The organism is Lelliottia sp. (genome assembly GCF_045627565.1).
GTDB lineage: Bacteria > Pseudomonadota > Gammaproteobacteria > Enterobacterales > Enterobacteriaceae > Enterobacter.
The window spans coordinates 66126-91997 of record NZ_JAZQNX010000018.1 but is presented as its reverse complement, the minus strand read 5'-3'; the positions used below and the strand labels follow the sequence as shown (position 1 = coordinate 91997).

Sequence of the window (25872 nt, the reverse complement as noted above, 5' to 3'; positions counted from 1 at the left end):
CCTTTATTACACTACGCCTGCGCGCAGAAGATCATGCATATGTACCACACCCAGCAGTTGGTCGCCATCGGCAACCATGACCGCGGTAATATGACGGGACTGCATTAGGTTCAAAACGTCGACTGCCAGCGTGGCGGGACGGACCCTGATGCCGCCAGGCGTCATTACGTCAGCGATCCCCAGCGTGCGGACATCAACGCCCATATCGAACACGCGGCGTAAATCGCCATCCGTGAAGATCCCTTCGATGTTCATCTGGTCGTCGCAAATCACCGTCATGCCAAGATTTTTACGCGTAATTTCCAGCAAGGCGTCGCGCAGCGGGGCATCTTTACTGACGCGAGGGATCTCTGCGCCCGTATGCATAATATCATTTACCCGCAGCAGTAGCTTACGTCCCAGCGCACCGCCCGGATGAGAGAGAGCGAAATCTTCTGGCGTAAAGCCTCGGGCTTCAAGAAGCGCAACGGCGAGGGCATCTCCCATAACCAGCGCAGCGGTCGTGCTGGAGGTCGGCGCAAGGCCGAGTGGGCAAGCTTCTTTCGGCACTTTTACGCATAAGTGAACATCAGCCGCACGCGCCATCGTGCTTTCTGGTCGGCTGGTCATGCAAATGAGCGGGACGCGGAGTCGTTTCAGCACGGGAATCAGCGCCAGAATCTCGTTGGACTCGCCCGAATTCGACAGGGCGATAACGATGTCCTGCGGCGTCACCATTCCGAGATCGCCATGAGCGGCTTCACCGGGATGAACGAAGAATGAGGATGTTCCGGTACTGGCGAACGTCGCGGCCATTTTGCGCCCAATATGACCCGATTTGCCCATGCCCATCACCACGACTTTGCCCGCGCAGGAGAATATTTTCTCGCACGCAAGGCTGAAATCCTGATTGATGTATTGATCTAACTGCGCCAGACCTTCACGTTCAATCTCCAGAACTTCTTTGCCTGCTTTTTGAAAGTCAAAACCCGGTTGCAATTCTATTTGCGACATAATGCGTTCCGTTTACCCAGAGAGAAGAGGCGACAGCCAATACAGCATCGCCATCCATACGATAAAACCACCCGTCAGTAAGGCACCCGCGCCTTTGCCAATCTGTTGTTTCCGTCGCCAGCACAGCAGGGCGAAAATAATACTGACAATGAGCATCACCCCGTAATCGCGCGAGAAGGCCAGCGGATTAAATGCCCCTGGCGCAATCAGCGCCGGTAAACCCATCACGATAGCGATGTTAAAGATATTGGAGCCAATGATATTGCCAATCGCCATATCGCCTTCGCCTTTACGTACGCCGGCAACGGCAGTCGCCAGTTCTGGCAAACTGGTGCCAATCGCTATCACCGTCAGGCCGATAGTCAGCTCACTGATGGCATAGAAATTGGCGAGCACGGTGGCGTTATCAACGACCATACGCGTGGACATTGGCATGATAATCAGCGCGACGCCCAGCCACAGCAGAGCGACGGGCAGGGTGCCTTCGCGAGGCAGTTCCGCGACTTGCTCACGCGTCAGGCTGTCATTTCCCTGTTTTTCTGCCAGACGCGCAATTTTAACGATATACAGCAGCCAGATGATCGCCAGCGCGATAAGCAGGATGCCGTCATCCAGCGTGAGTTGCCCGTCGTACAGCACGTAACCTGCCAGCAGGCTGACAATTAACATTAGCGGCAATTCGCGGCGCAGAACATCAGAATGCACGCGAAATGGATGCATCAGCGCGGCGAGGCCGAGGATCAATAATATATTGACGATGTTAGAGCCAATTGCCGTCCCAATCGCGAGGTCAACCTGACCATGAAGAGACGCTGAAGCAGAGACGATAATTTCTGGAAGCGATGTTCCGACACTCACCACGGTCATCCCGATGATAAGGGGCGGTATGCCAAAAAGCCGACACAGGATGGATGCTGCAAAAACCAGACGGTCAGCACTGTAGACCACTAACAGTAAACCGATTATTAACAGGGCCGTTGCTAAAAGCATCAAAAATCCTTTATTCAGGTATACTCGCCGGTCCACTGAGAATGAATCTCTGGCGCCGCATGCAGTCTGTAGACGTAACGATTCTCTAATTTTGACTTTATGCGTCGGAAAAGTAAAACAAATGCCAGCTTTCGCTAACCTGTACAGGCAATATTCTGTAAAAATGTCGGGTTTAAGGCTGAATTAAGCGCCATGCTTAACCTCAAAGGGAAAGAAAGGAATTTTAAATGAGCCAAACAATGGCGAATTTAGTCGATGTCCGTGACGTCAGCTTCTCCCGCGGCAACCGATTGATCTTCGAAGACATTACATTGACGGTGCCGCGTGGCAAGATCACTGCGATCATGGGGCCATCCGGCATCGGCAAAACAACGCTGCTGCGTCTGATCGGTGGACAGATCCCGCCAGACAGCGGTGAAATTCTTTTTGACGGCGAAAATGTGCCTGAGATGTCGCGCACGCGCCTCTATACCGTGCGTAAGCGCATGAGCATGTTGTTTCAGTCGGGTGCGTTATTCACCGATATGAACGTCTTTGATAACGTGGCGTATCCGCTGCGTGAACATACGCATTTGTCCCCTGAACTCTTGAAAACGACGGTCATGATGAAGCTTGAAGCGGTGGGGCTGCGTGGCGCTGCCAGGCTGATGCCTTCTGAGCTGTCTGGCGGAATGGCGCGGCGTGCGGCGCTGGCGCGTGCTATCGCGCTGGAGCCGGACTTGATCATGTTCGACGAACCTTTCGTCGGCCAGGACCCTATCACCATGGGCGTGCTGGTCAAGCTGATTTCAGAACTTAACAGCGCACTCGGCGTGACCTGCGTTGTGGTCTCTCATGATGTCCCAGAAGTGCTGAGCATTGCGGATTACGCTTACATTGTGGCGGATAAAAAAATTGTGGCGCAAGGGGGGGCTCAAGAATTGCAGAATAACAGCGATCCGCGGGTTCGACAGTTCCTGGACGGTATTGCGGACGGTCCTGTTCCGTTCCGCTATCCCGCGTGTGATTATCATCAAGATTTATTGGGAATAGGGAGTTAAGCCACTGATGCTGTTAAATGCGTTGGCCGCTCTGGGACACCGTGGCATAAAAACCATCAGGACGTTCGGGCGTGCCGGGTTGATGTTGTTCAATGCGCTGGTAGGCAAGCCGGAATTTCGCAAGCATGGGCCACTGCTGGTACGCCAGCTCTATAATGTCGGCGTGCTGTCGATGCTCATTATTATCGTTTCCGGTTTGTTTATCGGTATGGTTCTTGGGCTGCAAGGCTACCTTGTTTTAACGACATACAGTGCTGAAACCAGCCTCGGTATGCTGGTGGCTCTTTCTCTATTGCGCGAACTTGGACCGGTTGTGGCAGCGCTGCTTTTTGCCGGACGCGCGGGTTCTGCGTTAACTGCAGAAATCGGTTTGATGCGCGCAACGGAACAGCTTTCCAGTATGGAAATGATGGCGGTTGATCCTCTGCGTCGTGTTATTTCTCCGCGTTTTTGGGCGGGTGTGATTTCGCTACCCCTGCTGACTATTCTTTTTGTGGCCGTCGGAATTTGGGGCGGTTCGCTGGTGGGCGTGCAGTGGAAAGGCATTGACGCGGGCTTCTTCTGGTCCGCGATGCAGGATGCGGTTGATCTGCGTATGGATCTCGTGAACTGTCTGATTAAAAGCGTGGTCTTTGCGTTCACGGTTACCTGGATTGCGTTGTTCAATGGTTACGATGCGATACCGACCTCTGAAGGGATTAGTCGTTCGACAACGCGCACTGTAGTTCATTCGTCGCTGGCCGTATTGGGTCTGGATTTTGTGCTCACCGCACTGATGTTTGGGAATTGAGTTCATGCAAACAAGAAAAAGTGAAATTTGGGTAGGTGTGTTTCTTGTGCTGGCGCTGTTGGCTGCACTGTTTATTTGCCTCCGCGCGGCGGACATCACCTCAATTCGGACTGAACCCACTTATCGTCTCTACGCGACATTCGATAATATCGGGGGCCTGAAGGCGCGTTCACCGGTTCGTATCGGCGGCGTTGTGATTGGCCGAGTAGCGGACATTACTCTCGATGAAAAAACCTATTTGCCGCGTGTGGAAATGGAGATCGAAGAGCGCTACAACCATATTCCGGACACCAGCTCGCTCTCCATCCGTACTTCCGGTTTGCTGGGTGAACAATATCTGGCGTTAAACGTCGGCTTTGAAGATCCGGAACTGGGAACGTCTATCCTTAAAGATGGCGGCGTAATCCAGGATACCAAATCTGCGATGGTGCTCGAAGACATGATTGGTCAGTTCCTTTACAGCAACAAAGGGGACGCCAAAACCACTGACGATGCCTCTGCAAAGAGCGAAGGCCAAACTGATGTTGCTCCGACCCCTGGCGCAACCCATTCATCTCAGGAGAAGTAATTGATGATTAAACGACTATTGATGGTTGCCATGCTGGTGATTGCCCCTCTGAGTGCCGCCTATGCCGCGGATCAGGCCAATCCTTATAAACAGATGGACGAAGCGGCGAAGAAGACATTTGACCGCCTCAAAAATGAGCAATCAAAAATTCGTTCCAATCCGGATTACCTCCGTGATGTGGTTGATCAAGAGCTGTTGCCCTACGTGCAGGTGAAATATGCGGGTGCGTTAGTTCTGGGTCGTTATTACAAAGATGCCACGCCTGCACAGCGTGATGCTTACTTTGCGGCGTTCCGTGAATACCTTAAGCAGGCTTATGGCCAGGCGCTGGCGATGTATCATGGCCAGACCTATCAGATTGCTCCAGAGCAACCGCTGGGCGATGCGACCATTGTGCCTATTCGCGTCACCATCATCGATCCAAACGGGCGTCCGCCGGTGCGCCTGGATTTCCAGTGGCGTAAAAATACGCAAACTGGAAACTGGCAGGCTTACGACATGATTGCTGAAGGCGTGAGCATGATTACGACTAAGCAAAACGAGTGGAGTGATTTGCTGCGCACCAAAGGCATCGATGGTCTTACCGAACAGTTAAAATCTATCTCCAGCCAGAAAATTTCGTTGGACGAGAGAAAGTAATGACGCAGCCATTAAGCTGGACGCGTGAAAGTGACACATTATTCTTGTCAGGCGAGCTTGATCAGGACCTGCTGATTCCGTTATGGGATTCGCGTGAATTCGCAATGCAAGGCGTCACGCTGATTGATTTGCATAGCGTAACCCGTGTGGACACCGCAGGCGTTGCACTGTTAGTGCATCTCGTGGCTGAAGGCAAAAAACAAGGTGCAGCGGTGAAACTGGCGGGTGTCAGCGAAAACGTTCTCACCCTGGCAAAACTTTATAATTTGCCCGAAGACGTATTACCTCGCTAATTTTTTCAGTGCGTTACTTCTTAAAGCCTCGACTGTTTCACGGTCGGGGCTTTTTGCTTGTTTAAGACTGCGTCACTTTGCTCTAAGATGTTGGGCTTGTTTTCACTAAAGATGATTTAGAACCCATGGAAAATCATGAAATCCAGTCGGTGCTGATGAACGCACTCTCCCTTCAGGAAGTCCACGTCACCGGCGATGGCAGTCACTTTCAGGTTATTACTGTGGGTGAGATATTCGACGGCATGAGCCGTGTGAAGAAACAGCAGGCTGTCTACGCGCCGCTGATGGAATATATTGCGGATAACCGCATCCACGCCCTGTCGATCAAAGCTTATACCCCGCAAGAGTGGGAACGCGATCGCAAACTAAACGGTTTTTGAGCTGAGGGTGGTTTGCCCGCAGCACGGTTGAATTCATAAGAGAGCACAATCATGGATAAATTTCGTGTACAGGGGCCTACGCGTCTCCAGGGCGAAGTCACAATTTCCGGCGCGAAAAACGCCGCGCTGCCGATTCTGTTTGCCGCACTGCTTGCGGAAGAGCCGGTAGAAATTCAGAACGTACCGAAGCTGAAAGACATCGACACCACGATGAAGCTGCTCAGCCAGTTGGGCACCAAAGTGGAACGTAATGGTTCGGTTTGGATTGATGCCAGCAAGGTGAATAACTTTTCTGCGCCGTACGATCTGGTGAAAACCATGCGTGCGTCTATCTGGGCGCTTGGCCCGCTGGTGGCGCGTTTTGGTCAGGGTCAGGTTTCTCTGCCGGGCGGCTGTGCGATTGGCGCGCGTCCGGTTGATTTACATATTTTCGGTCTTGAAAAGCTGGGTGCAGATATCAAGCTCGAAGAAGGCTACGTTAAAGCCTCCGTCAATGGCCGTCTGAAAGGCGCGCACATTGTGATGGATAAAGTCAGCGTCGGCGCGACGGTCACCATCATGTCAGCGGCGACGCTGGCGGAAGGCACAACCGTTATCGAAAACGCGGCGCGCGAGCCGGAAATTGTTGATACGGCGAATTTCCTCGTCGCACTCGGCGCGAAGATTACCGGGCAGGGCACCGATCGCATCACCATCGAAGGTGTTGAGCGTCTGGGCGGCGGCGTATACCGCGTGTTACCCGATCGTATCGAAACTGGCACCTTCCTGGTTGCTGCGGCGATTTCTGGCGGTAAAATTCTGTGTCGCAATGCGCAGCCAGACACCCTGGATGCTGTATTAGCGAAACTGCGCGATGCCGGTGCAGACATTGAAACCGGTGAAGACTGGATTAGCCTGGACATGCACGGTAAACGCCCTAAAGCGGTTAACGTTCGCACTGCTCCGCATCCGGCGTTCCCAACCGATATGCAGGCACAGTTTACGCTGCTGAACCTGGTAGCTGAAGGGACGGGCTTCATTACTGAAACCATCTTCGAAAACCGCTTTATGCACGTACCTGAACTCATTCGTATGGGGGGGCGTGCAGAAATCGAAAGCAACACCGTGATTTGTCATGGCGTAGAAACGCTGTCTGGTGCTCAGGTAATGGCAACGGATTTACGTGCTTCTGCGAGCCTGGTGCTGGCGGGCTGCATTGCCGAAGGCACAACGATTGTGGACCGCATTTACCACATCGATCGTGGCTATGAGTGTATTGAGGACAAACTGCGCGCTCTGGGTGCAAACATCGAGCGTGTAAAGGGCGAGTAATCGTTCCGGCAGCCCCCTGCCAGATGGCCGGGGGGTTGCTGTTCTTTTCTCCTGCAAGTCTCTCGCAAGCGTCAATTCCCGTGCTCGTTTTCCTGCTTTTTCTGACGCATCATTCGCGTTCTGTCGATAAATTCATGGGTAATCGGGTCGTGGTAACGCGAAGGCCATATAATCCAGGGCTGGGTTTCCAGCGCCGTCGCAATAATCAATTCTCCTTTTGGCCATGGGCGAGTCAACGCGTTGGCAAGCGTTGAAGAGCTGAGCCCATTGCGCCTGGACTCTGCTGCAAGTGAGGTCCCTTTTTTGCGCAGTGCGGCAATAATGTCGGCCGAATGCCAGTCGATAAACTTCTTTTCCATATACTGTCCTTAGATTCAAGTACGTCCACGTCATTCAGGTGAAGTGACGTGAGTTACTATACCTTCTTAGACGGGCTGTTCTAAAAAGTTCGCATAACTGGAGGCAATATTCGGAATATGACAGGGCTTTATTAATGCAGCCTGTAAGCTGATGAATTAACGCGAATGAAGAGCTTATTGGAGTTTATTGGAGTCTCCCCGGCAGGGGCGCGAGGAGACGTTGAGCTTTTAACGATCGCGCTGAACGGCGATGTGGGCAAGCCCAATTAACGCATCGCGCCATGGGCTGTCTGGAATAACCTGAAGGGCTGTAATCGCCTTATCCGCTTCTTCTTCAGCCCGCTGGCGTGTCCATTCAAGCGATCCACAGATCGCCATTGTTTCCAGTACAGGTTCCAGAAGATGTCGGCCATTTCCTTGCTCGATCGCTTCACGAATCAATTTCGCTTGTTCCGGTGATCCGTTGCGCATTGCATGCAGCAGGGGCAGGGTAGGTTTACCTTCGTTCAGGTCATCGCCCACGTTTTTGCCCAGGGTTTCACCATCCGCACTGTAATCCAGTAAATCGTCGATCAGCTGGAATGCGGTGCCAAGGTAGCGGCCATAGTCCTGCAAGCCACGCTCTTGCGCTTCAGTACAGCCTGCAAGAATGCCAGAGCACTGCGCTGCGGCTTCAAACAGACGCGCCGTTTTGCTATAAATCACACGCATATAGTTTTCTTCGGTGATGTCCGGATCGTTGACGTTCATCAACTGCAGCACTTCACCTTCGGCGATGACGTTTACGGCCTCTGACATGACTTCCAGCACCTTTAACGAGCCAAGGCTCGTCATCATCTGGAATGCGCGGGTGTAGATAAAATCCCCCACCAGAACGCTCGCTGCGTTGCCAAATGCGGCGTTTGCGGTCGCTTTCCCGCGACGCATATCGGATTCATCCACCACATCATCATGAAGAAGAGTTGCGGTGTGGATAAATTCGATGAGAGCCGCAATATTGACGTGCGCATCTCCCTGATATCCAACGGCTCTGGCAGCCAGAATGGCGATCATTGGGCGAATGCGTTTACCGCCGCCACTGACGATGTAATAACCCAACTGATTGATGAGCTGAACATCAGAGTTGAGTTGCTCCAGGATTACTGCATTCACACCCGCCATATCTTGCGCGGTTAACTCGTTGATTTTATCTAAATTCATCGCAAAAGCCGGGCTTCTTATCCTGTTTACCACATATCAAATGGGCTAACGTAGGGTTTTGGTTTATCAAATAGTATGCCTGATTGTACTGAAAAAACGGCTCAGATAAACGTTACCGTACGTGTTGTGTTTTTTTTCTTCATGTATCGATGGTAGCACTTGTCAAAGGCTCGCGTTTTGCGTAATATTCGCGCCCTATTGTGAATATTTATAGCGCACTCTGAATCACACGAGGATGTGCGCGGAAGCGGAGTTCTATATGTACGCGGTTTTCCAAAGTGGTGGTAAACAACACCGAGTAAGCGAAGGTCAGACCGTTCGCCTGGAAAAGCTGGACATCGCAACTGGCGAAGCTGTTGAGTTCGCTGAAGTTCTGATGATCGCAAACGGTGAAGAAGTCAAAATCGGCGTTCCTTTCGTTGATGGCGGCGTTATCAAAGCTGAAGTTGTTGCTCATGGTCGTGGCGAGAAAGTTAAAATCGTTAAGTTTCGTCGTCGTAAACACTACCGTAAGCAGCAGGGCCACCGTCAGTGGTTCACTGATGTGAAAATTACTGGCATCAGCGCCTAAGACCTGAGGAGAGATTTAAATGGCACATAAAAAGGCTGGCGGCTCAACTCGTAACGGTCGCGACTCAGAAGCTAAACGTCTTGGCGTTAAGCGTTTCGGTGGCGAAACCGTTCTGGCGGGTAGCATCATCGTTCGTCAACGTGGCACCAAATTCCACGCTGGTAACAACGTAGGTTGCGGTCGTGACCACACTCTGTTTGCTAAAGCAGACGGTAAAGTGAAATTTGAAGTTAAAGGCCCGAACAACCGTAAATACATCAGCATCGTTGCTGAGTAAGTTTTTCGTGGTCCGGTAACGGATTAAAGCCCCGCAACGTGTTGCGGGGCTTTTTACATTGAAAACCCGGAAAAATTTTCTGCAGGAAAAACGGGCATGAAACAGCAGGCAGGCATCGGTATTCTTTTGGCACTCACTACGGCGGTGTGCTGGGGAGCGTTGCCCATTGCCATGAAGCAGGTTCTGGAAGTCATGGAACCGCCTACGGTAGTGTTTTATCGCTTTTTAATGGCCAGTATTGGCCTTGGCGCGATTCTGGCGATAAAAGGAAAACTTCCACCGCTGCGGATTTTTCGTAAACCGCGTTGGCTGATTCTCCTGGCTATCGCAACGGCTGGTCTGTTCGGTAACTTCATTCTGTTCAGTTCTTCTCTGCAATATTTAAGCCCCACCGCATCACAGGTCATCGGTCAGCTTTCGCCTGTGGGCATGATGGTTGCCAGCGTATTTATCCTCAAGGAGAAGATGCGTGTCACGCAGATAGTGGGTGCAAGTATGTTGTTATGCGGTCTGGTGATGTTTTTCAACACCAGCCTGATCGAGATTTTTACCCGCCTGACGGATTACACCTGGGGTGTGATTTTCGGTGTTGGGGCAGCAACGGTCTGGGTGACCTATGGCGTCGCGCAAAAGGTGTTATTGCGCAGGCTCGGCTCACCGCAGATTCTCTTTTTATTGTACACTTTGTGTACAATAGCATTATTGCCGTTAGCAAAACCGGGTGTCATTACCCAGCTCAGCGACTGGCAACTGGCGTGTCTCATTTTCTGTGGGCTTAACACGCTGGTCGGTTATGGCGCGTTGGCCGAAGCGATGGCGCGCTGGCAGGCAGCACAAGTGAGTGCATTAATTACGCTCACGCCGCTGTTTACGCTGTTATTTTCAGATTTATTATCAATGGCCTGGCCCGATTTCTTCGTCAAACCGATGTTAAACCTCTTGGGATATCTCGGTGCGTTTGTCGTGGTTGCGGGCGCGATGTATTCCGCCATTGGTCATCGTCTTTGGGGACGTTGGCGCAAAAATGAAGCGGTTGTAGTTGTCCCCCGCTCAGGCGAATGATTTACGGAGAGTAAAATGAAGTTTGTTGATGAAGCAACAATCCTGGTTGTTGCAGGTGATGGCGGTAATGGTTGCGTAAGCTTCCGCCGTGAAAAATATATTCCTCGTGGTGGTCCTGACGGCGGCGATGGCGGTGATGGCGGTGATGTGTGGTTAGAGGCGGATGAAAACCTCAACACGCTGATCGATTACCGTTTCGAAAAATCTTTCCGCGCCGAACGTGGTCAGAATGGCCAAAGCCGTGACTGTACCGGTAAGCGTGGCAAAGACGTGACCGTTAAAGTCCCGGTCGGGACGCGCGTTATCGACCAGGGCACTGGCGAGACGTTGGGTGATATGACCAAGCATGGTCAGCGCTTGATGGTGGGTAAAGGCGGTTGGCACGGTCTGGGTAACAGCCGTTTTAAATCCTCTGTTAACCGTTCTCCGCGTCAGAAAACGATGGGGACGCCTGGTGATAAACGCGATCTGCAGCTCGAACTAATGCTGCTGGCAGACGTGGGTATGCTGGGGATGCCAAACGCGGGTAAATCGACCTTTATCCGTTCTGTTTCTGCTGCTAAACCTAAAGTCGCGGATTATCCGTTTACCACGCTGGTACCGAGCCTGGGCGTTGTCCGCATGGATAACGAAAAGAGCTTTGTGGTTGCTGATATCCCGGGTCTGATCGAAGGTGCTGCTGAAGGCGCTGGGCTGGGGATTCGTTTCCTGAAACACCTTGAGCGTTGCCGCGTTCTGTTGCACCTCATCGATATCGATCCAATTGACGGTTCAGATCCGGTCGAAAATGCCCGAATCATCGTTGGCGAACTGGAAAAGTACAGCGATAAGCTAGCCGCTAAACCGCGTTGGCTGGTCTTTAACAAGATCGACCTGATGGACAAAGCTGAAGCTGAAGCCAAAGCGAAAGCCATTGCTGAAGCGATGGGCTGGGAAGATAAGTACTATCTGATCTCTGCTGCAACCCAGATGGGCGTCAAAGATCTTTGCTGGGATGTGATGACCTTCATCATCGAGAACCCAATTACTCAGGCAGAAGAAGCGAAGCAGCCTGAGAAAGTTGAGTTTATGTGGGATGACTATCACCGCCAGCAGCTTGAAGAACAAGAAGTTGAAGTCGAAGATGACGAAGAGTGGGATGAGGATTGGGACGAAGACGACGAAGAAGGTGTCGAATTCATCTACAAACGTTAATCCCGTGAAAAGCCCCCTGTTGAAGGGGGCTTTTTTTATGCATTTTAGCTCAACGTCGACGGTAGCCAGCAACTGGCGATTAACCCGCCCTCAGGCGCATTATCGAGTCGTAAAGTGCCACGATGAAGCTGCACGATGCGCTGAACAATACTCAGCCCCAGACCACTCCCACCAAAGCGTTGATCGAGTCGACGGAAGGGTTCGGTAATTGAATGCCTGTGTGCTTCATCAATTCCCGGTCCATGATCGATAACGCTCACTTGTGTCCCGTCTTCATGTTCAGCCAGTGTGATTCCGATAGTAGTGCCAGGTGGACTGTATCGAGCCGCGTTTTCCAGTAGGTTTCGCAGCATCAGTCGCAGCAATATGGCATCGCCCTGAACGGTAAGTTCGCTGTGCGCGGGCCAAATCACCAGATGATCTTTGAATTCATGCTCCAGCTTTAACGGGGCAATAATGTGATTTGTCCAACTGATGGTATCGTAATGACCACTCGCCATGGCTTGTCCCGCACGCGCCAGCATCAAAAGCTGTTCAACCGTATGCATAAGCTGATCGATACGATCGATAAGCGTGGATGCCTGTGGAGTGCCTGATTGCGCCATGAGTTCGAGGTGGAGTCGAATCCCGGCCAGCGGCGTTCGCAGCTCATGAGCGGCGTCAGCGGTAAATAAGCGCTCTTGCTTAATGGTGTGGTCCAGGCGAGCCAGCAGTTGGTTCAGAGACGTCGTGACGGCACCAATCTCTTCCATATCGGAAAATTCAGGAAGAGGCGAGAGATTATCTGCGGATCGATTCGCGAGGCTAATACGCAGCTTGTTGAGGGGACGCGTTATCCAGGTGATCGCCCAGAAAGAGAAAAATAGTGTGAAACCAACCATCACCAACGAAGGAACCAAAAGTGACGCAATGGCTTCGCGGATTTCCTTTTCGACATGCTGGTTACGTGCTTTGGCTGAGAGGGTTTCGCTCACCAGGAAGCTAATTTGCTCTCGGCTTTCATGCCAGAGCCAAATCACACTGATGAGCTGGAAAAATAACAGAATGACCGCCAGCAAAACCATCAATCGCCGACGCATGCTATTCATTGTGGGTTCTCAAGACGATAGCCGACGCCGCGAATGGTTTTGATACGATCCTTGCCGAGTTTACGTCGAAGGTTATGAATGTGTACTTCGAGTGTGTTCGAGCCAGGATCGTCTTGCCAACTGTAAATATCCTGCTGCAGCGTTTCGCGGTGTACGGTTTGCCCCGATCGCATAATCAGGCGCGTGAGCAGTGCAAACTCTTTTGGTGTGACTTCGACAGGGTGAGAATCGCACAGAACCTGCTGGGTTTGCAGATTGAGCGTGAGATCGCCATCGACTACCTGATTATCGCTGTGGCCTTGATAGCGGCGAATCAGCGCGCGTGCTCGAGCCTGTAACTCAGCAAGCGCAAAGGGTTTGACCAGATAATCATCTGCGCCCGAGTCAAGTCCATGAATTCTGTCTTCAATGGCGTCGCGAGCAGTCAGGATGAGAACCGGATTATCAATGCCGCGACGACGCCACTGGCTCAGCAGCGTCGCGCCATCTTTGTCAGGCAGGCCCAGGTCGAGGATAACAAGGCTGTACTCGCCACTTTGAATCAGTGAGTCAGCCTCTGCGGCGGTAGCCGCACAGTCCAGCGCATAGCCTTCGTTGGCAAGCCCCAGAGCCAGCCCTTCCTGTAAGAGAAGATCGTCTTCAACAATGAGTAATTTCATCGCTAGTTATTCTGATAAATGTCCTTGTAAAGCCTGCTTTCGAAACGGACCAGAGGAATACGACGATTACGCTGGTCACCCGGTTCGACGGCATAGCCGGATAGATACTGTACAAACGCCATACGCTGCCCGCTGGCCGTGGTAATAAAGCCAGCCAAATTATACACGCCCTGCAGCGAGCCAGTTTTAGCGGAGACTTTACCATCGACGCCGGCTGCGTGCAGACCTGCGCGATACTGCAGAGATCCATCGTAGCCTGCCAACGGCAGCATCGAAATAAAGTTTAGCTCAGTGTCATGCTGGGCAATGTACTGAAGAACTTGCATCATTGTTGCAGGAGAGATCAAGTTATGCCGTGAAAGGCCTGAGCCATCAACAGCGATAGTATTCCCAAGATCGATTCCCGCCTGCTGGCGCAAAATCTGACGTACAGCATCTGAACCTGCGCGCCAGGTTCCTGGAACGCCAAAACGCGCATGCCCGATCATGCGGAATACGGTATCGGCAATCATGTTGTCCGATTTTTTCAGCATAATCTTAAGCAAATCGTGCAGTGGAGCAGATTGCTTGCTGGCAATCACCGTACCTGCTGCACTTGGTTGCGTCTGACGTAACAACGTGCCTGAATACGTGATATTAGCCTGTTTTAGCTCATCTTTCAGAATCGCACCTGCATAACTTGCGCCATCCTGGATAGCGAAAGCCAACGGCAGGGGGTCAGCGCGTTGTGTCAGGCAGCCCGTCAACGTAAAGCGATTGAGATCGCCGGGAACGACATCGAGTTCACAATATTGCGCATCCGGTGAGCCTTTCGCCAGGGTTCTGACCTGGCTGAACATGGTCACTGGGTAATAGGACGCCACGCGAATAAAGGCTAAATCATCGGGTTTTGGTGCGCTGTACAGCGAAACCGAGAAGCAGTTGCGGTCGACAATAGCGGCTGCAGGAGGCGAGCTAAAGCATTGCGTCATATCATTCCAGGGCCAGCCGGGTGCTTTATCGTGACTGGCGAAAATAGACGTGTCGATCAGCACATTGCCCTCGATTTTTTGGATCCCGGACTTTTTCAGAACGGCGACCATATTGCGGATATCCTGACGTTTAAACGTCGGATCGCCGCCAAATCGAGCAATTAAGTCACCTTTCAGAACGCCGCTATCCACATTCCCCTTGGTTTCAAGCGTCGTGGTGAAACGGAAGTCTGGGCCGAGTTGCAACAGTGCAGCCAGCGCTGTAATCACTTTCTGCGTACTGGCGGGCAGGGCCATTTGCTGGCTGTGATAATCAATCTCCGGCGCCTGGGCACCCACTTTTTGCACCATGAGCGCAAGATTAGCGCCAGCAGGGAGTTGATTGATATATTCATCAACATTCGCTGCGTTTGCAGTGAATGCCATACTGGTAGTCAATCCGATGATAAATCTGGAAAATCGCATAATCTCGCGCTAACAACCCGTAAACAAACCGCCATACTACGGTGCAACGCCCTGTAAAGTAAACGATGACCCATAGTGAACTTCGCGGTAAAATACGTATCAAATTGAAAAATTGCTGCTGACCTGGAACTTTGCTTCCGGGTCAGTTTTCTTTTGCTCCTGACCTGAGACAGGCATTGAAGTCTGCGAGGCCGGTAGTCGGGGTGTGTCACTCCCAACAGGAATGTTTAAGAGGTATAACAAATGCAAGCTATTCCGATGACCCTACGTGGTGCAGAAAAACTGCGCGAAGAACTGGATTTCCTGAAATCGGTTCGCCGTCCTGAGATCATTTCCGCCATTGCCGATGCGCGTGAGCATGGTGATCTGAAAGAGAACGCTGAATATCACGCTGCGCGTGAGCAGCAGGGTTTTTGCGAAGGGCGCATTAAAGATATCGAGGCTAAGCTGTCTAATGCGCAGGTTATCGATATCACCAAAATCCCAAATACGGGCCGCGTGATCTTTGGCGCTTCGGTAAAAGTGCTGAACCTGGACAATGACGAAGAGCAGACTTATCGCATCGTGGGTGATGACGAAGCAGACTTTAAACAGAATTTAATCTCTGTAAACTCACCTATTGCACGTGGTCTGATTGGCAAGGAAGAAGAGGATGTCGTTGTCATCCGTACGCCCGGCGGCGAAGTGGAATTCGAAATTATTAAGGTCGAGTACCTCTGATTCGCATCTCAGCGCAGATGTTGATACATTGTAAAGAAAGGAAAAAGGCCGCATAGCGGCCTTTTATCAACTGTCAGAGCATGGCATTTTGCTCACCTACTCATGGAAATCCCTCGTTTTACACAGAAAATGTGTTCGATTCAGGATATTCTTAGCGTGGTAGCGAGATTTTACGCTCTTTAGTCGGGCGATAGAGCACCAGCGTTTTACCGATAACCTGTACATTACAGGCACCGGTTTCACGCACGATTGCTTCCACGATTAAGGTTTTAGAGTCTCTGTCTTCAGAGGCGATTTTCACCTTGATTAACTCGTGGTGCTCAAGCGCTAGTTCGATCTCGGCAAGCACCCCTTCGGTCAAACCATTGTTGCCAAGCATGACTACAGGCTTGAGTGGATGTGCCAGACCTTTAAGGTGCTGTTTTTGTTTAGTACTCAGATTCATCGTATATTTTTGCTTACGTTGGGATTGAAAACGGTTCATTCTACCGCCATCTCCCTTATATCGCCAAATAGCTGCGTAGAAATTTACGTCACAGGCAAATTACGATGAACCAGGACGGAAAGTGAAATGACAGGTAAAAAGCGTTCTGCCAGCTCCAGCCGCTGGCTCCAGGAACACTTTAGCGATAAATATGTTCTACAGGCGCAGAAAAAGGGATTGCGTTCCCGCGCCTGGTTTAAACTTGATGAAATACAGCAAAGTGACAAACTCTTTAAACCGGGAATGACGATTGTTGATCTCGGTGCTGCACCCGGTGGATGGTCTCAGTATGCGGTTACGCAGATTGGTGGCCAGGGTCGAATCATCGCTTGCGATCTTTTACCAATGGATCCAATCGTCGGTGTTGACTTCCTTCAGGGCGATTTTCGTGATGAATTAGTGCTTAAAGCGCTGCTTGAACGAGTCGGTGACAGTAAGGTTCAAGTTGTCATGTCGGATATGGCGCCAAATATGTGCGGAACACCAGCGGTGGATATCCCCCGTTCCATGTATCTGGTTGAACTGGCGTTAGAAATGTCTCGTGATGTTCTAGCACCTGGTGGTAGTTTTGTAGTGAAGGTGTTCCAGGGCGAAGGTTTCGAGGAGTATCTTAAGGAAATTCGCTCCCTGTTTGCGAAGGTGAAAGTTCGTAAGCCGGACTCTTCCCGTGCTCGTTCACGAGAAGTGTATATTGTAGCGACAGGACGTAAATGATAACCGGTTGATTTCAAACGCAAGTTTGAGAAAAGCCAGGTGCAGACTATCCTGACGCTGTTTTTAACACAGTTGTAATATGAGGTTCATCCCTTGAGTGACATGGCGAAAAACCTAATACTCTGGCTGGTCATTGCCGTTGTGCTGATGTCAGTGTTCCAGAGCTTTGGGCCCAGCGAGTCGAATGGCCGCAAGGTGGATTATTCTACCTTCCTGCAAGAGGTCAATCAGGACCAGGTTCGCGAAGCGCGTATCAACGGACGTGAGATCAACGTTACCAAGAAAGATAGTAACCGTTACACGACTTACATCCCGGTGAACGATCCTAAGCTGCTTGATAACCTTCTGACTAAAAACGTCAAGGTGGTAGGTGAGCCGCCGGAAGAACCGAGCCTGCTGGCTTCTATCTTCATTTCCTGGTTCCCGATGCTGTTGCTTATCGGTGTCTGGATCTTCTTTATGCGCCAAATGCAGGGCGGCGGTGGCAAAGGTGCCATGTCGTTCGGTAAGAGCAAGGCGCGTATGCTTACGGAAGACCAGATCAAGACCACTTTTGCTGACGTTGCAGGCTGTGACGAAGCAAAAGACGAAGTGGCAGAACTTGTTGAATACCTGCGTGAGCCAAGTCGTTTCCAGAAACTGGGCGGTAAGATTCCGAAAGGCGTTCTGATGGTCGGCCCTCCGGGTACCGGTAAAACGCTGTTGGCGAAAGCCATCGCAGGTGAAGCGAAGGTGCCGTTCTTTACTATTTCTGGTTCTGACTTCGTCGAAATGTTCGTGGGTGTGGGCGCATCTCGTGTGCGTGACATGTTCGAACAGGCTAAGAAGGCAGCACCGTGCATTATCTTCATCGATGAAATCGACGCCGTAGGCCGCCAGCGTGGCGCAGGTCTGGGCGGTGGTCACGATGAACGTGAACAGACGCTGAACCAGATGTTGGTTGAGATGGATGGCTTCGAAGGTAACGAAGGTATTATCGTTATTGCTGCGACTAACCGTCCAGACGTACTTGACCCTGCGTTGCTTCGTCCAGGCCGTTTCGACCGTCAGGTTGTTGTTGGTTTGCCGGATGTTCGTGGTCGTGAACAGATTCTGAAAGTCCACATGCGTCGCGTACCGCTGTCTCCAGATGTCGATCCGGCAATCATTGGGCGTGGTACACCGGGCTTCTCCGGTGCTGACCTGGCAAACCTGGTCAACGAAGCGGCACTGTTTGCTGCTCGTGGTAACAAGCGCGTGGTGTCCATGGTGGAATTCGAAAAAGCGAAAGACAAAATCATGATGGGTGCGGAACGTCGCTCCATGGTGATGACGGAAGCGCAGAAAGAATCCACGGCATATCACGAAGCAGGTCATGCGATTATTGGTCGTCTGGTTCCGGAACACGATCCGGTACACAAAGTCACCATTATTCCACGTGGCCGTGCGTTGGGTGTTACGTTCTTCCTACCGGAAGGCGATGCAATCAGCGCCAGCCGTCAGAAGCTGGAAAGCCAGATTTCGACCCTGTACGGTGGTCGTCTTGCTGAAGAAATTATCTACGGTGTGGAACATGTTTCTACCGGTGCGTCGAACGACATTAAAGTCGCGACCAACCTGGCTCGTAACATGGTGACCCAATGGGGCTTCTCCGACAAACTTGGTCCGCTGCTGTATGCGGAAGAAGATGGCGAAGTATTCCTGGGACGCTCTGTCGCGAAAGCGAAACATATGTCTGATGAAACAGCACGTATCATCGACCAGGAAGTCAAAGCGCTGGTTGAACGCAACTATGGCCGCGCACGTGAAATCCTGAATGAAAACCTGGATATTCTGCACTCGATGAAAGATGCGCTCATGAAATATGAGACTATCGATGCTCCGCAGATCGATGACCTGATGGCTCGCCGCGAAGTGCGTCCGCCAGCGGGTTGGGAAGATCCAGGCGCTTCTAATAACTCTGACAACAATGGCACCCCGCGTGCGCCGCGTCCGGTTGATGAACCCCGTACGCCAAATCCGGGTAATACCATGTCAGAGCAGTTGGGCGACAAATAAGTTACTGCCTGAAATCGGTTAATCTGTACCCAAACCCTGGAGCTTGCTCCGGGGTTTTTCTTATCTGTTCATTTAAATACCAGGGATTTAGCCATGAAACTATTCGCCCAGGACTCGACTCTTGATCTCTCACATCCACATGTGATGGGGATCCTGAACGTTACGCCTGACTCGTTCTCCGACGGCGGCGCGCACAACACGCTGATTGAAGCGGTGAAGCATGCCAATCTGATGATCAACGCGGGTGCGACGATTATTGATATCGGCGGCGAGTCTACGCGCCCTGGCGCGTCGGACGTGAGTGTGGAGGAGGAGTTAGCGCGGGTGATCCCTGTGGTGGAAGCGATTGCTCAACGCTTTGAAGTGTGGATCTCCGTGGATACTTCAAAACCTGAAGTGATCAGAGAATCCGCGCGAGTAGGGGCTCACATCATTAACGACATTCGCTCGCTTACCGAGCCAGGCGCACTGGAAGCGGCTGCCGAAACCGGTTTGCCGGTATGCCTGATGCATATGCAGGGGCAACCCAAAACAATGCAGGCAGCGCCGAAGTATGACGATGTTTTTGCCGATGTGAATCGCTACTTTAATGAGCAAATAGCACGTTGTGAGCGTGCGGGTATCGCAAAAGAGAAATTGTTGCTCGACCCGGGATTCGGATTCGGTAAAAATCTCTCCCATAACTATGAGTTGCTTGCGCGTTTATCAGCGTTTCACCATTTTGGTCTGCCGTTGCTGGTTGGGATGTCGCGAAAAACGATGGTAGGGCAATTGCTTAATGTGGGTCCTGGCGAACGTCTGAGTGGAAGTCTTGCGTGTGCAGTTATTGCGGCGATGCAAGGCGCGCACATTATTCGCGTCCATGACGTCAAAGAGACAGTAGAAGCTATGCGTGTGGTTGAAGCCACACTGTCAGCGAAGGAAAATAAACGCTATGAGTAATCGTAAATATTTTGGCACCGACGGCATTCGTGGGCGCGTGGGCGACGCACCGATCACCCCAGAATTTGTTCTTAAACTTGGCTGGGCGGCGGGTAAAGTGTTGGCTCGCCACGGCTCGCGTAAAATTATCATCGGGAAAGATACCCGTATTTCGGGCTACATGCTGGAGTCTGCATTAGAAGCTGGCCTTTCCGCCGCAGGGCTTTCCGCTTCATTCACCGGCCCAATGCCAACGCCTGCGGTCGCGTATCTGACGCGTACCTTCCGTGCAGAAGCGGGCATTGTGATTTCTGCCTCGCACAATCCGTTCTACGATAACGGGATTAAATTCTTCTCTATTGATGGCACAAAATTACCTGACGAAGTTGAAGAAGCAATCGAAGCGGAAATGGAAAAAGAGCTGACCTGCGTCGATTCATCGGAATTGGGCAAAGCAAGCCGTATTGTTGATGCTGCGGGCCGCTACATTGAGTTCTGCAAAGGCACGTTCCCCAATGAGCTGAGCCTGAGCCATCTCAAAATTGTGGTCGATTGTGCGAATGGCGCGACCTACCATATTGCGCCAAATGTTTTCCGCGAACTCGGTGCAAAAGTTATCGCCATTGGCTGTGAGCCTGATGGCCTCAACATCAACGAGGAAGTGGGCGCGACAGACGTGCGTGCTTTGCAGGCCCGCGTGTTGGCTGAAAAAGCCGATCTGGGCATTGCGTTTGACGGCGACGGTGACCGCGTGATCATGGTTGATCACGAAGGAAACAAAGTCGACGGCGACCAGATTCTGTACATCATTGCCCGTGAAGGTCTGCGTCAGGGCCAGCTGCGCGGCGGTGCGGTAGGCACATTGATGAGCAATATGGGCCTGGAACTGGCTCTGAAACAACTTGGCATTCCGTTTGCCCGAGCCAAAGTAGGCGACCGCTACGTGCTGGAGAAACTCCAGGAAAAAGGCTGGCGTATTGGCGCAGAAAACTCTGGCCATGTGATTCTGCTAGACAAAACAACGACCGGCGACGGCATCGTGGCAAGTCTTCAGGTTGTTGCTGCGATGGTGCGCAATCATATGAATTTGCATGACCTATGCAGCGGCATGAAAATGTTCCCGCAGATTCTGGTTAACGTTCGTTTTACTGCTGGTAAAGGCGATCCGTTGGAAAATGAAAATGTGAAAGCGGTCATGGCAGAAGTGGAAGCAGCGCTGGGAAATCGCGGTCGCGTGCTGTTACGCAAATCGGGGACGGAGCCTTTGATTCGCGTAATGGTTGAAGGCGAAGAAGAAGCGCAGGTTACTGAGTTTGCTCATCGAATAGCCGATGCGGTTAAAGCGGCATAATCTCTCGCAGTAAGTGTTTAAAAAGGCGGCGTTTGCCGCCTTAAGATTGTCCGATATTGGTGCTTTTGCTGTTTTTTTCAGCAGTTGATACAATGCACTAAAATTGCCCTTGCGAAGGCCATTCGCTTTGGTTAGTATTCACACCCGCTTCAGTGGGAAACAAAAATCCTGCTAAATTGGTCGAAGCATTGGTATGCGGCAAATCCGCAAGGAACAGGTTGATTATGTACGAAGCTCTTTTAGTTGTTTTCCTTATTGTAGCCATCGCTCTCGTAGCGCTGATCATGCTGCAGCAAGGTAAAGGCGCTGATATGGGAGCCTCCTTCGGAGCAGGCGCTTCCGGTACGCTGTTTGGCTCAAGTGGTTCTTCGAACTTCATGACCCGTACTACGGCGATTCTGGCTACGCTGTTCTTCATTATCAGTCTGGCGCTTGGCAACATCAATAGCAACAAGACCAGCAAAGGAAGCGAGTGGGAAAATCTGAATGCTCCGTCTAAAACCGAGCAGACTCAGCCAGCTGAACCGGCTAAGCCGACCAGCGATATCCCGCAGTAAGTTTTCAGTACCGAGGTGGTGGAATTGGTAGACACGCTACCTTGAGGTGGTAGTGCCCTAACGGGCTTGTGGGTTCGAGTCCCATCCTCGGTACCAATATTCCAGAAGAAAGACATCGAAAGATGTCTTTTTTTTCATCTGTTAGTTTTGCCGTTTTAAAAAATAGCAGAGTGATGACCGTTGCCATTATGCTCGACAGAGAGCGATGGTCGGCATCAGCGGCCGATATCTCACAGACACAAAAAAGGCGCCTTTTGGCGCCTTTTTTATTCCGCTTCGCGATTACTTTTTATCGCTGTGTTCCAGATTCTCAACCTGCGGCAGACCATTTCCGGAAGACGCAGAGAGCAAACCGGTTTCAATGTAATTGAACAGTTTCTCACGCGTGTCGGTGATATCCAGATTACGCATAGTTAATTGGCCGATACGATCATCCGGAGAGAAGACAGAGTCCCCTTTCTCCATGGTCAGGCGTTCAGCTTTGTACGTCAGATTATCAGACACGGTATTCAGGATAGAGTAGTCATTACCACGACGCAGTTCCAGAGTCACTTCGCCCGTAATGGCGCTGGCAACCCAGCGTTGCAGGGCATCACGCAGCATCAACGCCTGCGGATCGAACCAACGTCCCTGATACAGCAATTTACCCAACTGGCGACCATGAGAGTGATACTGCTCAATGGTGTCCTCGTTGTGAATACCGGTCAGCAGACGCTCGTAAGCAATGTGCAGCAGCGCCATGCCCGGTGCTTCATAGATCCCGCGGCTTTTTGCTTCGATAATACGGTTTTCAATCTGATCGCTCATGCCTAAACCGTGACGACCACCAATGCGATTTGCTTCCAGCATCAGTTCTACGTCGTCTGAGAAGGTCTGGCCGTTCAGCGCCACCGGGTGACCACGTTCGAAACGAACCGTGACTTCTTCAGCCTGAACCTTGACGTTTTCGTCCCAGAACTTCACGCCCATGATGGGATTGACGATTTTGACGCTAGAGTTCAGGAACTCAAGATCCTTCGCTTCGTGTGTCGCGCCTAACATGTTGGAATCTGTGGAATACGCTTTCTCGGCAGACATTTTGTAGTCAAAACCGGAAGCCACCATAAACTCGGACATTTCCTGACGGCCTCCCAGTTCATCAATGAAATCCGTGTCCAGCCAAGGTTTGTAAATCTGCAATTCAGCGTTGGTCAGCAGGCCGTAACGATAGAAACGTTCAATATCGTTGCCTTTATAGGTGCTGCCGTCGCCCCAAATATTCACGCCATCATCTTTCATGGCTGCAACCAGCATGGTGCCGGTAACCGCGCGGCCCAGAGGCGTGGTGTTGAAATAGGTCAGGCCGCCAGTCGTATTGTGGAAAGCACCGCATTGAATGGCCGCGATACCTTCAGCAACCAGTTGCTTACGGCAGTCAATCAGACGTGCGTTCTCTGCACCGTATTCCATGGCGCGACGAGGAATCGCATCATAATCTTCCTCATCCGGCTGACCCAGGTTCGCTGTATATGCATAAGGAACCGCTCCCTTTTGGCGCATCCACAGGAGTGCAGCGCTGGTATCCAGGCCGCCCGAAAAAGCGATGCCTATACGTTGTCCTACTGGAAGATGCTTGAGAATCGTCGTCATAAAATAAAACCCTGCTTGATTGACTGATGAGAGACCGCTTTCAGCTCTCTTTGCATGTTTATGCAAAATAAGTGAGTTTTCATTTAATCATCTTTTGCCAATGACCGGAAGAGATTCGTGAGTTTTTTGTAAAAATTTCCCACTGTTTAGGCCGCTAGACATGAAGACGTCAGAACAGAATAGTGCCTGCTGGCTTATTCAGCAAAACGCATAGCTTGTAGGGTTGACAGGTGGGGTTAACTATCAATATACTAAACGCCGATTTAAAGTCCCGTCCTCGGTACCAAATCCCAGCATTATTTGCATTTTTTACCCAAAACGAGTAAAATTTGCCACGTTTCAGGCGCGGGGTGGAGCAGCCTGGTAGCTCGTCGGGCTCATAACCCGAAGGTCGTCGGTTCAAATCCGGCCCCCGCAACCACTTTCCTATAAAGTTCTTTTTCAAATATACTGTGAAGACATAGCGGCTTCGTAGCTGGATTTGAAAAAATTCTTTCAGAAAGTGCTCCAGGCCGCAGTTGCGGCTATAGGGTTCAGTTATCTAAAGCCCCGATTTATCGGGGTTTTTTGTTATCTGACTACAGAATAACTGGGCTTTATGCCCTTTTTTTACGTCTTGGGGGTGGGCTTGTCCACATTAGAGCAAAAATTAACAGAGATGATTAAAGCACCGGTCGAAGCACTGGGCTACGAACTGGTCGGCATCGAATTTATTCGCAGCCGTACATCCACGCTGCGCATCTATATTGATAGTGAAGATGGCATCAATGTTGATGATTGTGCTGATGTTAGCCACCAGGTCAGTGCGGTTCTTGACGTTGAAGATCCTATTACTGTTGCCTACAACCTGGAAGTTTCCTCGCCTGGCCTCCATCGTCCAATGTTTACTGCTGAACACTACACTCACTATATTGGTGAAGAAGTGGCTGTCGTTCTGCGTATGGCTGTGCAAAACCGCCGTAAATGGCAGGGCGTTATTAAGGCCGTTGATGGTGAGATGATCACAGTAACAGTCGAAGGCAAAGATGAAGTGTTCGCGCTGAGTAATATCCAGAAGGCGAACCTGGTTCCCCACTTTTAACAGTCTGGATTGAGGTGAAAAGCCCGCGATGAACAAAGAAATTTTGGCTGTTGTTGAAGCCGTCTCTAACGAGAAATCACTGCCGCGTGAGAAGATTTTCGAAGCGCTGGAAAGTGCACTGGCTACAGCAACCAAGAAAAAATACGAACAAGAGATCGATGTTCGCGTAGAAATCGATCGTAAAAGCGGTGACTTCGATACATTCCGTCGTTGGGTTATTGTTGAAGAAGTGACCCAACCGACTAAAGAAATTACGCTGGAAGCGGCTCGTTACGAAGACGAAAGCTTCAATGTCGGCGAATATGTTGAAGATCAGATTGAATCGGTGACGTTTGACCGTATCACTACCCAAACGGCGAAACAGGTTATCGTACAGAAAGTACGTGAAGCTGAACGCGCCATGGTGGTTGATCAGTTCCGTTCACACGAAGGTGAAATCATCACTGGCGTCGTGAAGAAAGTTAACCGTGACAACATCGCGCTTGACCTGGGTAGCAACGCTGAAGCGGTTATTCTGCGCGAAGATATGTTGCCGCGTGAGAACTTCCGTCCAGGCGACCGCATCCGCGGTGTTCTGTATGCGGTACGGCCAGAAGCGCGCGGTGCGCAGCTGTTCGTTACGCGTTCTAAAGCAGAGATGCTGATTGAACTGTTCCGCATTGAAGTACCAGAAATTGGTGAAGAACTTATCGAGATCAAAGCAGCGGCCCGCGATCCAGGTTCACGCGCTAAGATCGCGGTAAAAACCAACGACAAGCGTATCGACCCGGTCGGTGCTTGCGTAGGTATGCGTGGTGCGCGCGTTCAGGCTGTATCAACTGAACTGGGCGGCGAGCGTATCGATATCATCCTTTGGGACGACAACCCGGCACAATTCGTGATTAACGCGATGGCTCCGGCAGATGTTGCTTCCATTGTGGTCGATGAAGACAAGCACACCATGGATATCGCTGTTGAAGCCGGTAACCTGGCGCAGGCTATCGGACGTAATGGTCAGAACGTACGTTTGGCTTCTCAACTGAGTGGTTGGGATCTGAACGTGATGACCGTTGATGATCTGCAGGCGAAGCATCAGGCTGAAGCTCACGCCGCGATCGCGACCTTCACGAAGTACCTGGAAATTGACGAAGATTTCGCAACTGTCCTGGTTGAAGAAGGTTTCTCTTCGCTTGAAGAACTGGCCTATGTGCCAATTAAAGAACTGCTGGAAATTGACGGCCTGGATGAAGCAACCGTTGAAGCCCTGCGTGAACGCGCTAAAAACGCACTGACCACCCTGGCACTGGCTCAGGAAGAAAGCCTTGGTGATAACAAGCCGGCTGATGACCTGCTGAATTTAGAAGGTCTTGATCGTGCGATTGCGTTCAAGCTGGCTGCCCATGGTGTTTGTACGCTGGAAGATCTCGCTGAGCAAGGCGTTGATGACCTGGCTGATATCGAAGGTTTAACCGACGAGAAAGCCGGCGAACTCATCATGGCCGCACGTAATATTTGCTGGTTCGGCGACGAAGCGTAATAAACTGTAGCA

28 protein-coding genes and 2 tRNA genes are annotated in these 25872 nt (G+C 51.2%); 21 read left to right on the top strand and 9 right to left on the bottom strand.

Annotated elements, in window-relative coordinates; all coding sequences use genetic code 11:
• Positions 1-6: 6 nt before the first annotated feature.
• The gene (gene kdsD, locus ACKI5T_RS10200; RefSeq protein ID WP_407437254.1) at positions 7-993 is read right to left on the bottom strand and encodes an arabinose-5-phosphate isomerase KdsD; all 987 of its coding nucleotides are present in this window, start codon (positions 991-993) and stop codon (positions 7-9) included.
• A gap of 12 nt (positions 994-1005) precedes the next feature.
• A complete protein-coding gene (locus ACKI5T_RS10195) occupies positions 1006-1983 on the bottom strand; it encodes a calcium/sodium antiporter (RefSeq protein ID WP_407437253.1) in 978 nt (325 codons plus the stop codon).
• 227 nt (positions 1984-2210) lie between these two features.
• Here ACKI5T_RS10195 and mlaF point away from each other — a divergent pair, with 227 nt between their 5' ends.
• The 7 genes from mlaF to murA all read left to right on the top strand — a co-directional run bounded on the left by mlaF (position 2211) and on the right by murA (position 7004).
• Positions 2211-3023: a phospholipid ABC transporter ATP-binding protein MlaF gene (gene mlaF / locus ACKI5T_RS10190; RefSeq protein ID WP_407437252.1), complete on the top strand. Its 813-nt coding sequence runs from the start codon at positions 2211-2213 to the stop codon at positions 3021-3023.
• Between the two features lie 7 nt (positions 3024-3030).
• Positions 3031-3813: a lipid asymmetry maintenance ABC transporter permease subunit MlaE gene (gene mlaE / locus ACKI5T_RS10185; RefSeq protein ID WP_407437251.1), complete on the top strand. Its 783-nt coding sequence runs from the start codon at positions 3031-3033 to the stop codon at positions 3811-3813.
• Positions 3814-3817: 4 nt separating this feature from the next.
• Positions 3818-4381, top strand: coding sequence for an outer membrane lipid asymmetry maintenance protein MlaD (gene mlaD, locus ACKI5T_RS10180; RefSeq protein ID WP_015960610.1), 564 nt, complete (start codon positions 3818-3820; stop codon positions 4379-4381).
• 3 nt (positions 4382-4384) lie between these two features.
• The gene (mlaC, locus tag ACKI5T_RS10175; protein WP_407437250.1) at positions 4385-5020 is read left to right on the top strand and encodes a phospholipid-binding protein MlaC; all 636 of its coding nucleotides are present in this window, start codon (positions 4385-4387) and stop codon (positions 5018-5020) included.
• Positions 5020-5313: a lipid asymmetry maintenance protein MlaB gene (gene mlaB, locus ACKI5T_RS10170; RefSeq protein ID WP_015960608.1), complete on the top strand. Its 294-nt coding sequence runs from the start codon at positions 5020-5022 to the stop codon at positions 5311-5313. Before mlaC ends, mlaB begins: the two co-directional genes overlap by 1 nt.
• A 125-nt stretch (positions 5314-5438) precedes the next feature.
• The gene (ibaG, locus tag ACKI5T_RS10165; RefSeq protein WP_015960607.1) at positions 5439-5693 is read left to right on the top strand and encodes a BolA family iron metabolism protein IbaG; all 255 of its coding nucleotides are present in this window, start codon (positions 5439-5441) and stop codon (positions 5691-5693) included.
• Between the two features lie 51 nt (positions 5694-5744).
• Positions 5745-7004 carry a UDP-N-acetylglucosamine 1-carboxyvinyltransferase gene (gene murA, locus ACKI5T_RS10160; protein WP_407437249.1) on the top strand — a complete coding sequence of 420 codons (1260 nt, stop codon included), beginning with the start codon at positions 5745-5747 and terminating at the stop codon, positions 7002-7004.
• A 71-nt stretch (positions 7005-7075) separates the two neighbouring features.
• Here murA and sfsB read toward each other — a convergent pair whose 3' ends face one another.
• Together sfsB and ispB are read right to left on the bottom strand one after the other, a co-directional pair.
• Positions 7076-7363, bottom strand: a complete 288-nt coding sequence (sfsB, locus tag ACKI5T_RS10155) for a DNA-binding transcriptional regulator SfsB (RefSeq protein ID WP_407437248.1) — start codon at positions 7361-7363, stop codon at positions 7076-7078.
• Positions 7364-7591: 228 nt separating this feature from the next.
• Positions 7592-8563 carry an octaprenyl diphosphate synthase gene (gene ispB / locus ACKI5T_RS10150; RefSeq protein ID WP_407437247.1) on the bottom strand — a complete coding sequence of 324 codons (972 nt, stop codon included), beginning with the start codon at positions 8561-8563 and terminating at the stop codon, positions 7592-7594.
• Positions 8564-8822: 259 nt separating this feature from the next.
• Between ispB and rplU the strand changes: the two genes are divergently transcribed.
• The 4 genes from rplU to cgtA all read left to right on the top strand — a co-directional run bounded on the left by rplU (position 8823) and on the right by cgtA (position 11667).
• Complete coding sequence (gene rplU / locus ACKI5T_RS10145; RefSeq protein ID WP_015960603.1) at positions 8823-9134, top strand: 50S ribosomal protein L21; 312 nt, start codon at positions 8823-8825, stop codon at positions 9132-9134.
• A 19-nt stretch (positions 9135-9153) separates the two neighbouring features.
• Positions 9154-9411, top strand: coding sequence for a 50S ribosomal protein L27 (gene rpmA / locus ACKI5T_RS10140; RefSeq protein WP_007673187.1), 258 nt, complete (start codon positions 9154-9156; stop codon positions 9409-9411).
• A gap of 96 nt (positions 9412-9507) precedes the next feature.
• Positions 9508-10473: a DMT family transporter gene (locus tag ACKI5T_RS10135; RefSeq protein ID WP_015960602.1), complete on the top strand. Its 966-nt coding sequence runs from the start codon at positions 9508-9510 to the stop codon at positions 10471-10473.
• Between the two features lie 15 nt (positions 10474-10488).
• Positions 10489-11667: an Obg family GTPase CgtA gene (cgtA, locus tag ACKI5T_RS10130; protein WP_407437246.1), complete on the top strand. Its 1179-nt coding sequence runs from the start codon at positions 10489-10491 to the stop codon at positions 11665-11667.
• 44 nt (positions 11668-11711) lie between these two features.
• Here cgtA and pmrB read toward each other — a convergent pair whose 3' ends face one another.
• From pmrB to dacB, 3 genes are read right to left on the bottom strand one after another with little or no spacing between them, the layout of a single operon-like run.
• Entirely contained in the window at positions 11712-12755 is a 1044-nt protein-coding gene (gene pmrB / locus ACKI5T_RS10125) for a two-component system sensor histidine kinase PmrB (protein WP_407437245.1), read from the bottom strand.
• Complete coding sequence (gene pmrA / locus ACKI5T_RS10120; protein ID WP_407437244.1) at positions 12752-13414, bottom strand: two-component system response regulator PmrA; 663 nt, start codon at positions 13412-13414, stop codon at positions 12752-12754. Before pmrA ends, pmrB begins: the two co-directional genes overlap by 4 nt.
• Positions 13415-13416: 2 nt before the next feature.
• On the bottom strand, positions 13417-14850 hold the full coding sequence (gene dacB / locus ACKI5T_RS10115; RefSeq protein WP_407437243.1) for a serine-type D-Ala-D-Ala carboxypeptidase: 1434 nt from the start codon (positions 14848-14850) through the stop codon (positions 13417-13419).
• Between the two features lie 243 nt (positions 14851-15093).
• Here dacB and greA point away from each other — a divergent pair, with 243 nt between their 5' ends.
• A complete protein-coding gene (greA, locus tag ACKI5T_RS10110) occupies positions 15094-15570 on the top strand; it encodes a transcription elongation factor GreA (protein WP_015960597.1) in 477 nt (158 codons plus the stop codon).
• A gap of 151 nt (positions 15571-15721) precedes the next feature.
• On the opposite strand, the gene yhbY is transcribed toward greA, so the two are convergent.
• Entirely contained in the window at positions 15722-16015 is a 294-nt protein-coding gene (gene yhbY, locus ACKI5T_RS10105; RefSeq protein ID WP_041689726.1) for a ribosome assembly RNA-binding protein YhbY, read from the bottom strand.
• A 126-nt stretch (positions 16016-16141) separates the two neighbouring features.
• Between yhbY and rlmE the strand changes: the two genes are divergently transcribed.
• The 6 genes from rlmE to ACKI5T_RS10075 all read left to right on the top strand — a co-directional run bounded on the left by rlmE (position 16142) and on the right by ACKI5T_RS10075 (position 21730).
• Positions 16142-16768 (top strand): 23S rRNA (uridine(2552)-2'-O)-methyltransferase RlmE, encoded by a 627-nt coding sequence (gene rlmE / locus ACKI5T_RS10100; protein ID WP_015960595.1) that lies wholly within the window; start codon positions 16142-16144, stop codon positions 16766-16768.
• 102 nt (positions 16769-16870) lie between these two features.
• Complete coding sequence (ftsH, locus tag ACKI5T_RS10095; RefSeq protein ID WP_015960594.1) at positions 16871-18805, top strand: ATP-dependent zinc metalloprotease FtsH; 1935 nt, start codon at positions 16871-16873, stop codon at positions 18803-18805.
• 93 nt (positions 18806-18898) lie between these two features.
• Positions 18899-19747 (top strand): dihydropteroate synthase, encoded by an 849-nt coding sequence (folP, locus tag ACKI5T_RS10090; RefSeq protein ID WP_133631547.1) that lies wholly within the window; start codon positions 18899-18901, stop codon positions 19745-19747.
• The gene (gene glmM, locus ACKI5T_RS10085) at positions 19740-21077 is read left to right on the top strand and encodes a phosphoglucosamine mutase (protein WP_015960592.1); all 1338 of its coding nucleotides are present in this window, start codon (positions 19740-19742) and stop codon (positions 21075-21077) included. Before folP ends, glmM begins: the two co-directional genes overlap by 8 nt.
• Positions 21078-21301: 224 nt before the next feature.
• The gene (gene secG / locus ACKI5T_RS10080) at positions 21302-21634 is read left to right on the top strand and encodes a preprotein translocase subunit SecG (RefSeq protein ID WP_041689537.1); all 333 of its coding nucleotides are present in this window, start codon (positions 21302-21304) and stop codon (positions 21632-21634) included.
• A gap of 9 nt (positions 21635-21643) precedes the next feature.
• Positions 21644-21730 (top strand) — tRNA-Leu (locus ACKI5T_RS10075).
• A gap of 186 nt (positions 21731-21916) precedes the next feature.
• On the opposite strand, the gene argG is transcribed toward ACKI5T_RS10075, so the two are convergent.
• Positions 21917-23263 carry an argininosuccinate synthase gene (argG, locus tag ACKI5T_RS10070; RefSeq protein WP_235134135.1) on the bottom strand — a complete coding sequence of 449 codons (1347 nt, stop codon included), beginning with the start codon at positions 23261-23263 and terminating at the stop codon, positions 21917-21919.
• Positions 23264-23607: 344 nt separating this feature from the next.
• Here argG and ACKI5T_RS10065 point away from each other — a divergent pair.
• The 3 genes from ACKI5T_RS10065 (at position 23608) to nusA (ending at position 25860) form a co-directional block, all read left to right on the top strand.
• A tRNA-Met gene (locus ACKI5T_RS10065) sits at positions 23608-23684 on the top strand.
• A 207-nt stretch (positions 23685-23891) separates the two neighbouring features.
• Positions 23892-24344 carry a ribosome maturation factor RimP gene (gene rimP / locus ACKI5T_RS10060; protein WP_015960590.1) on the top strand — a complete coding sequence of 151 codons (453 nt, stop codon included), beginning with the start codon at positions 23892-23894 and terminating at the stop codon, positions 24342-24344.
• Positions 24345-24372: 28 nt separating this feature from the next.
• Complete coding sequence (nusA, locus tag ACKI5T_RS10055) at positions 24373-25860, top strand: transcription termination factor NusA (protein WP_015960589.1); 1488 nt, start codon at positions 24373-24375, stop codon at positions 25858-25860.
• Positions 25861-25872 lie beyond the last annotated feature (12 nt).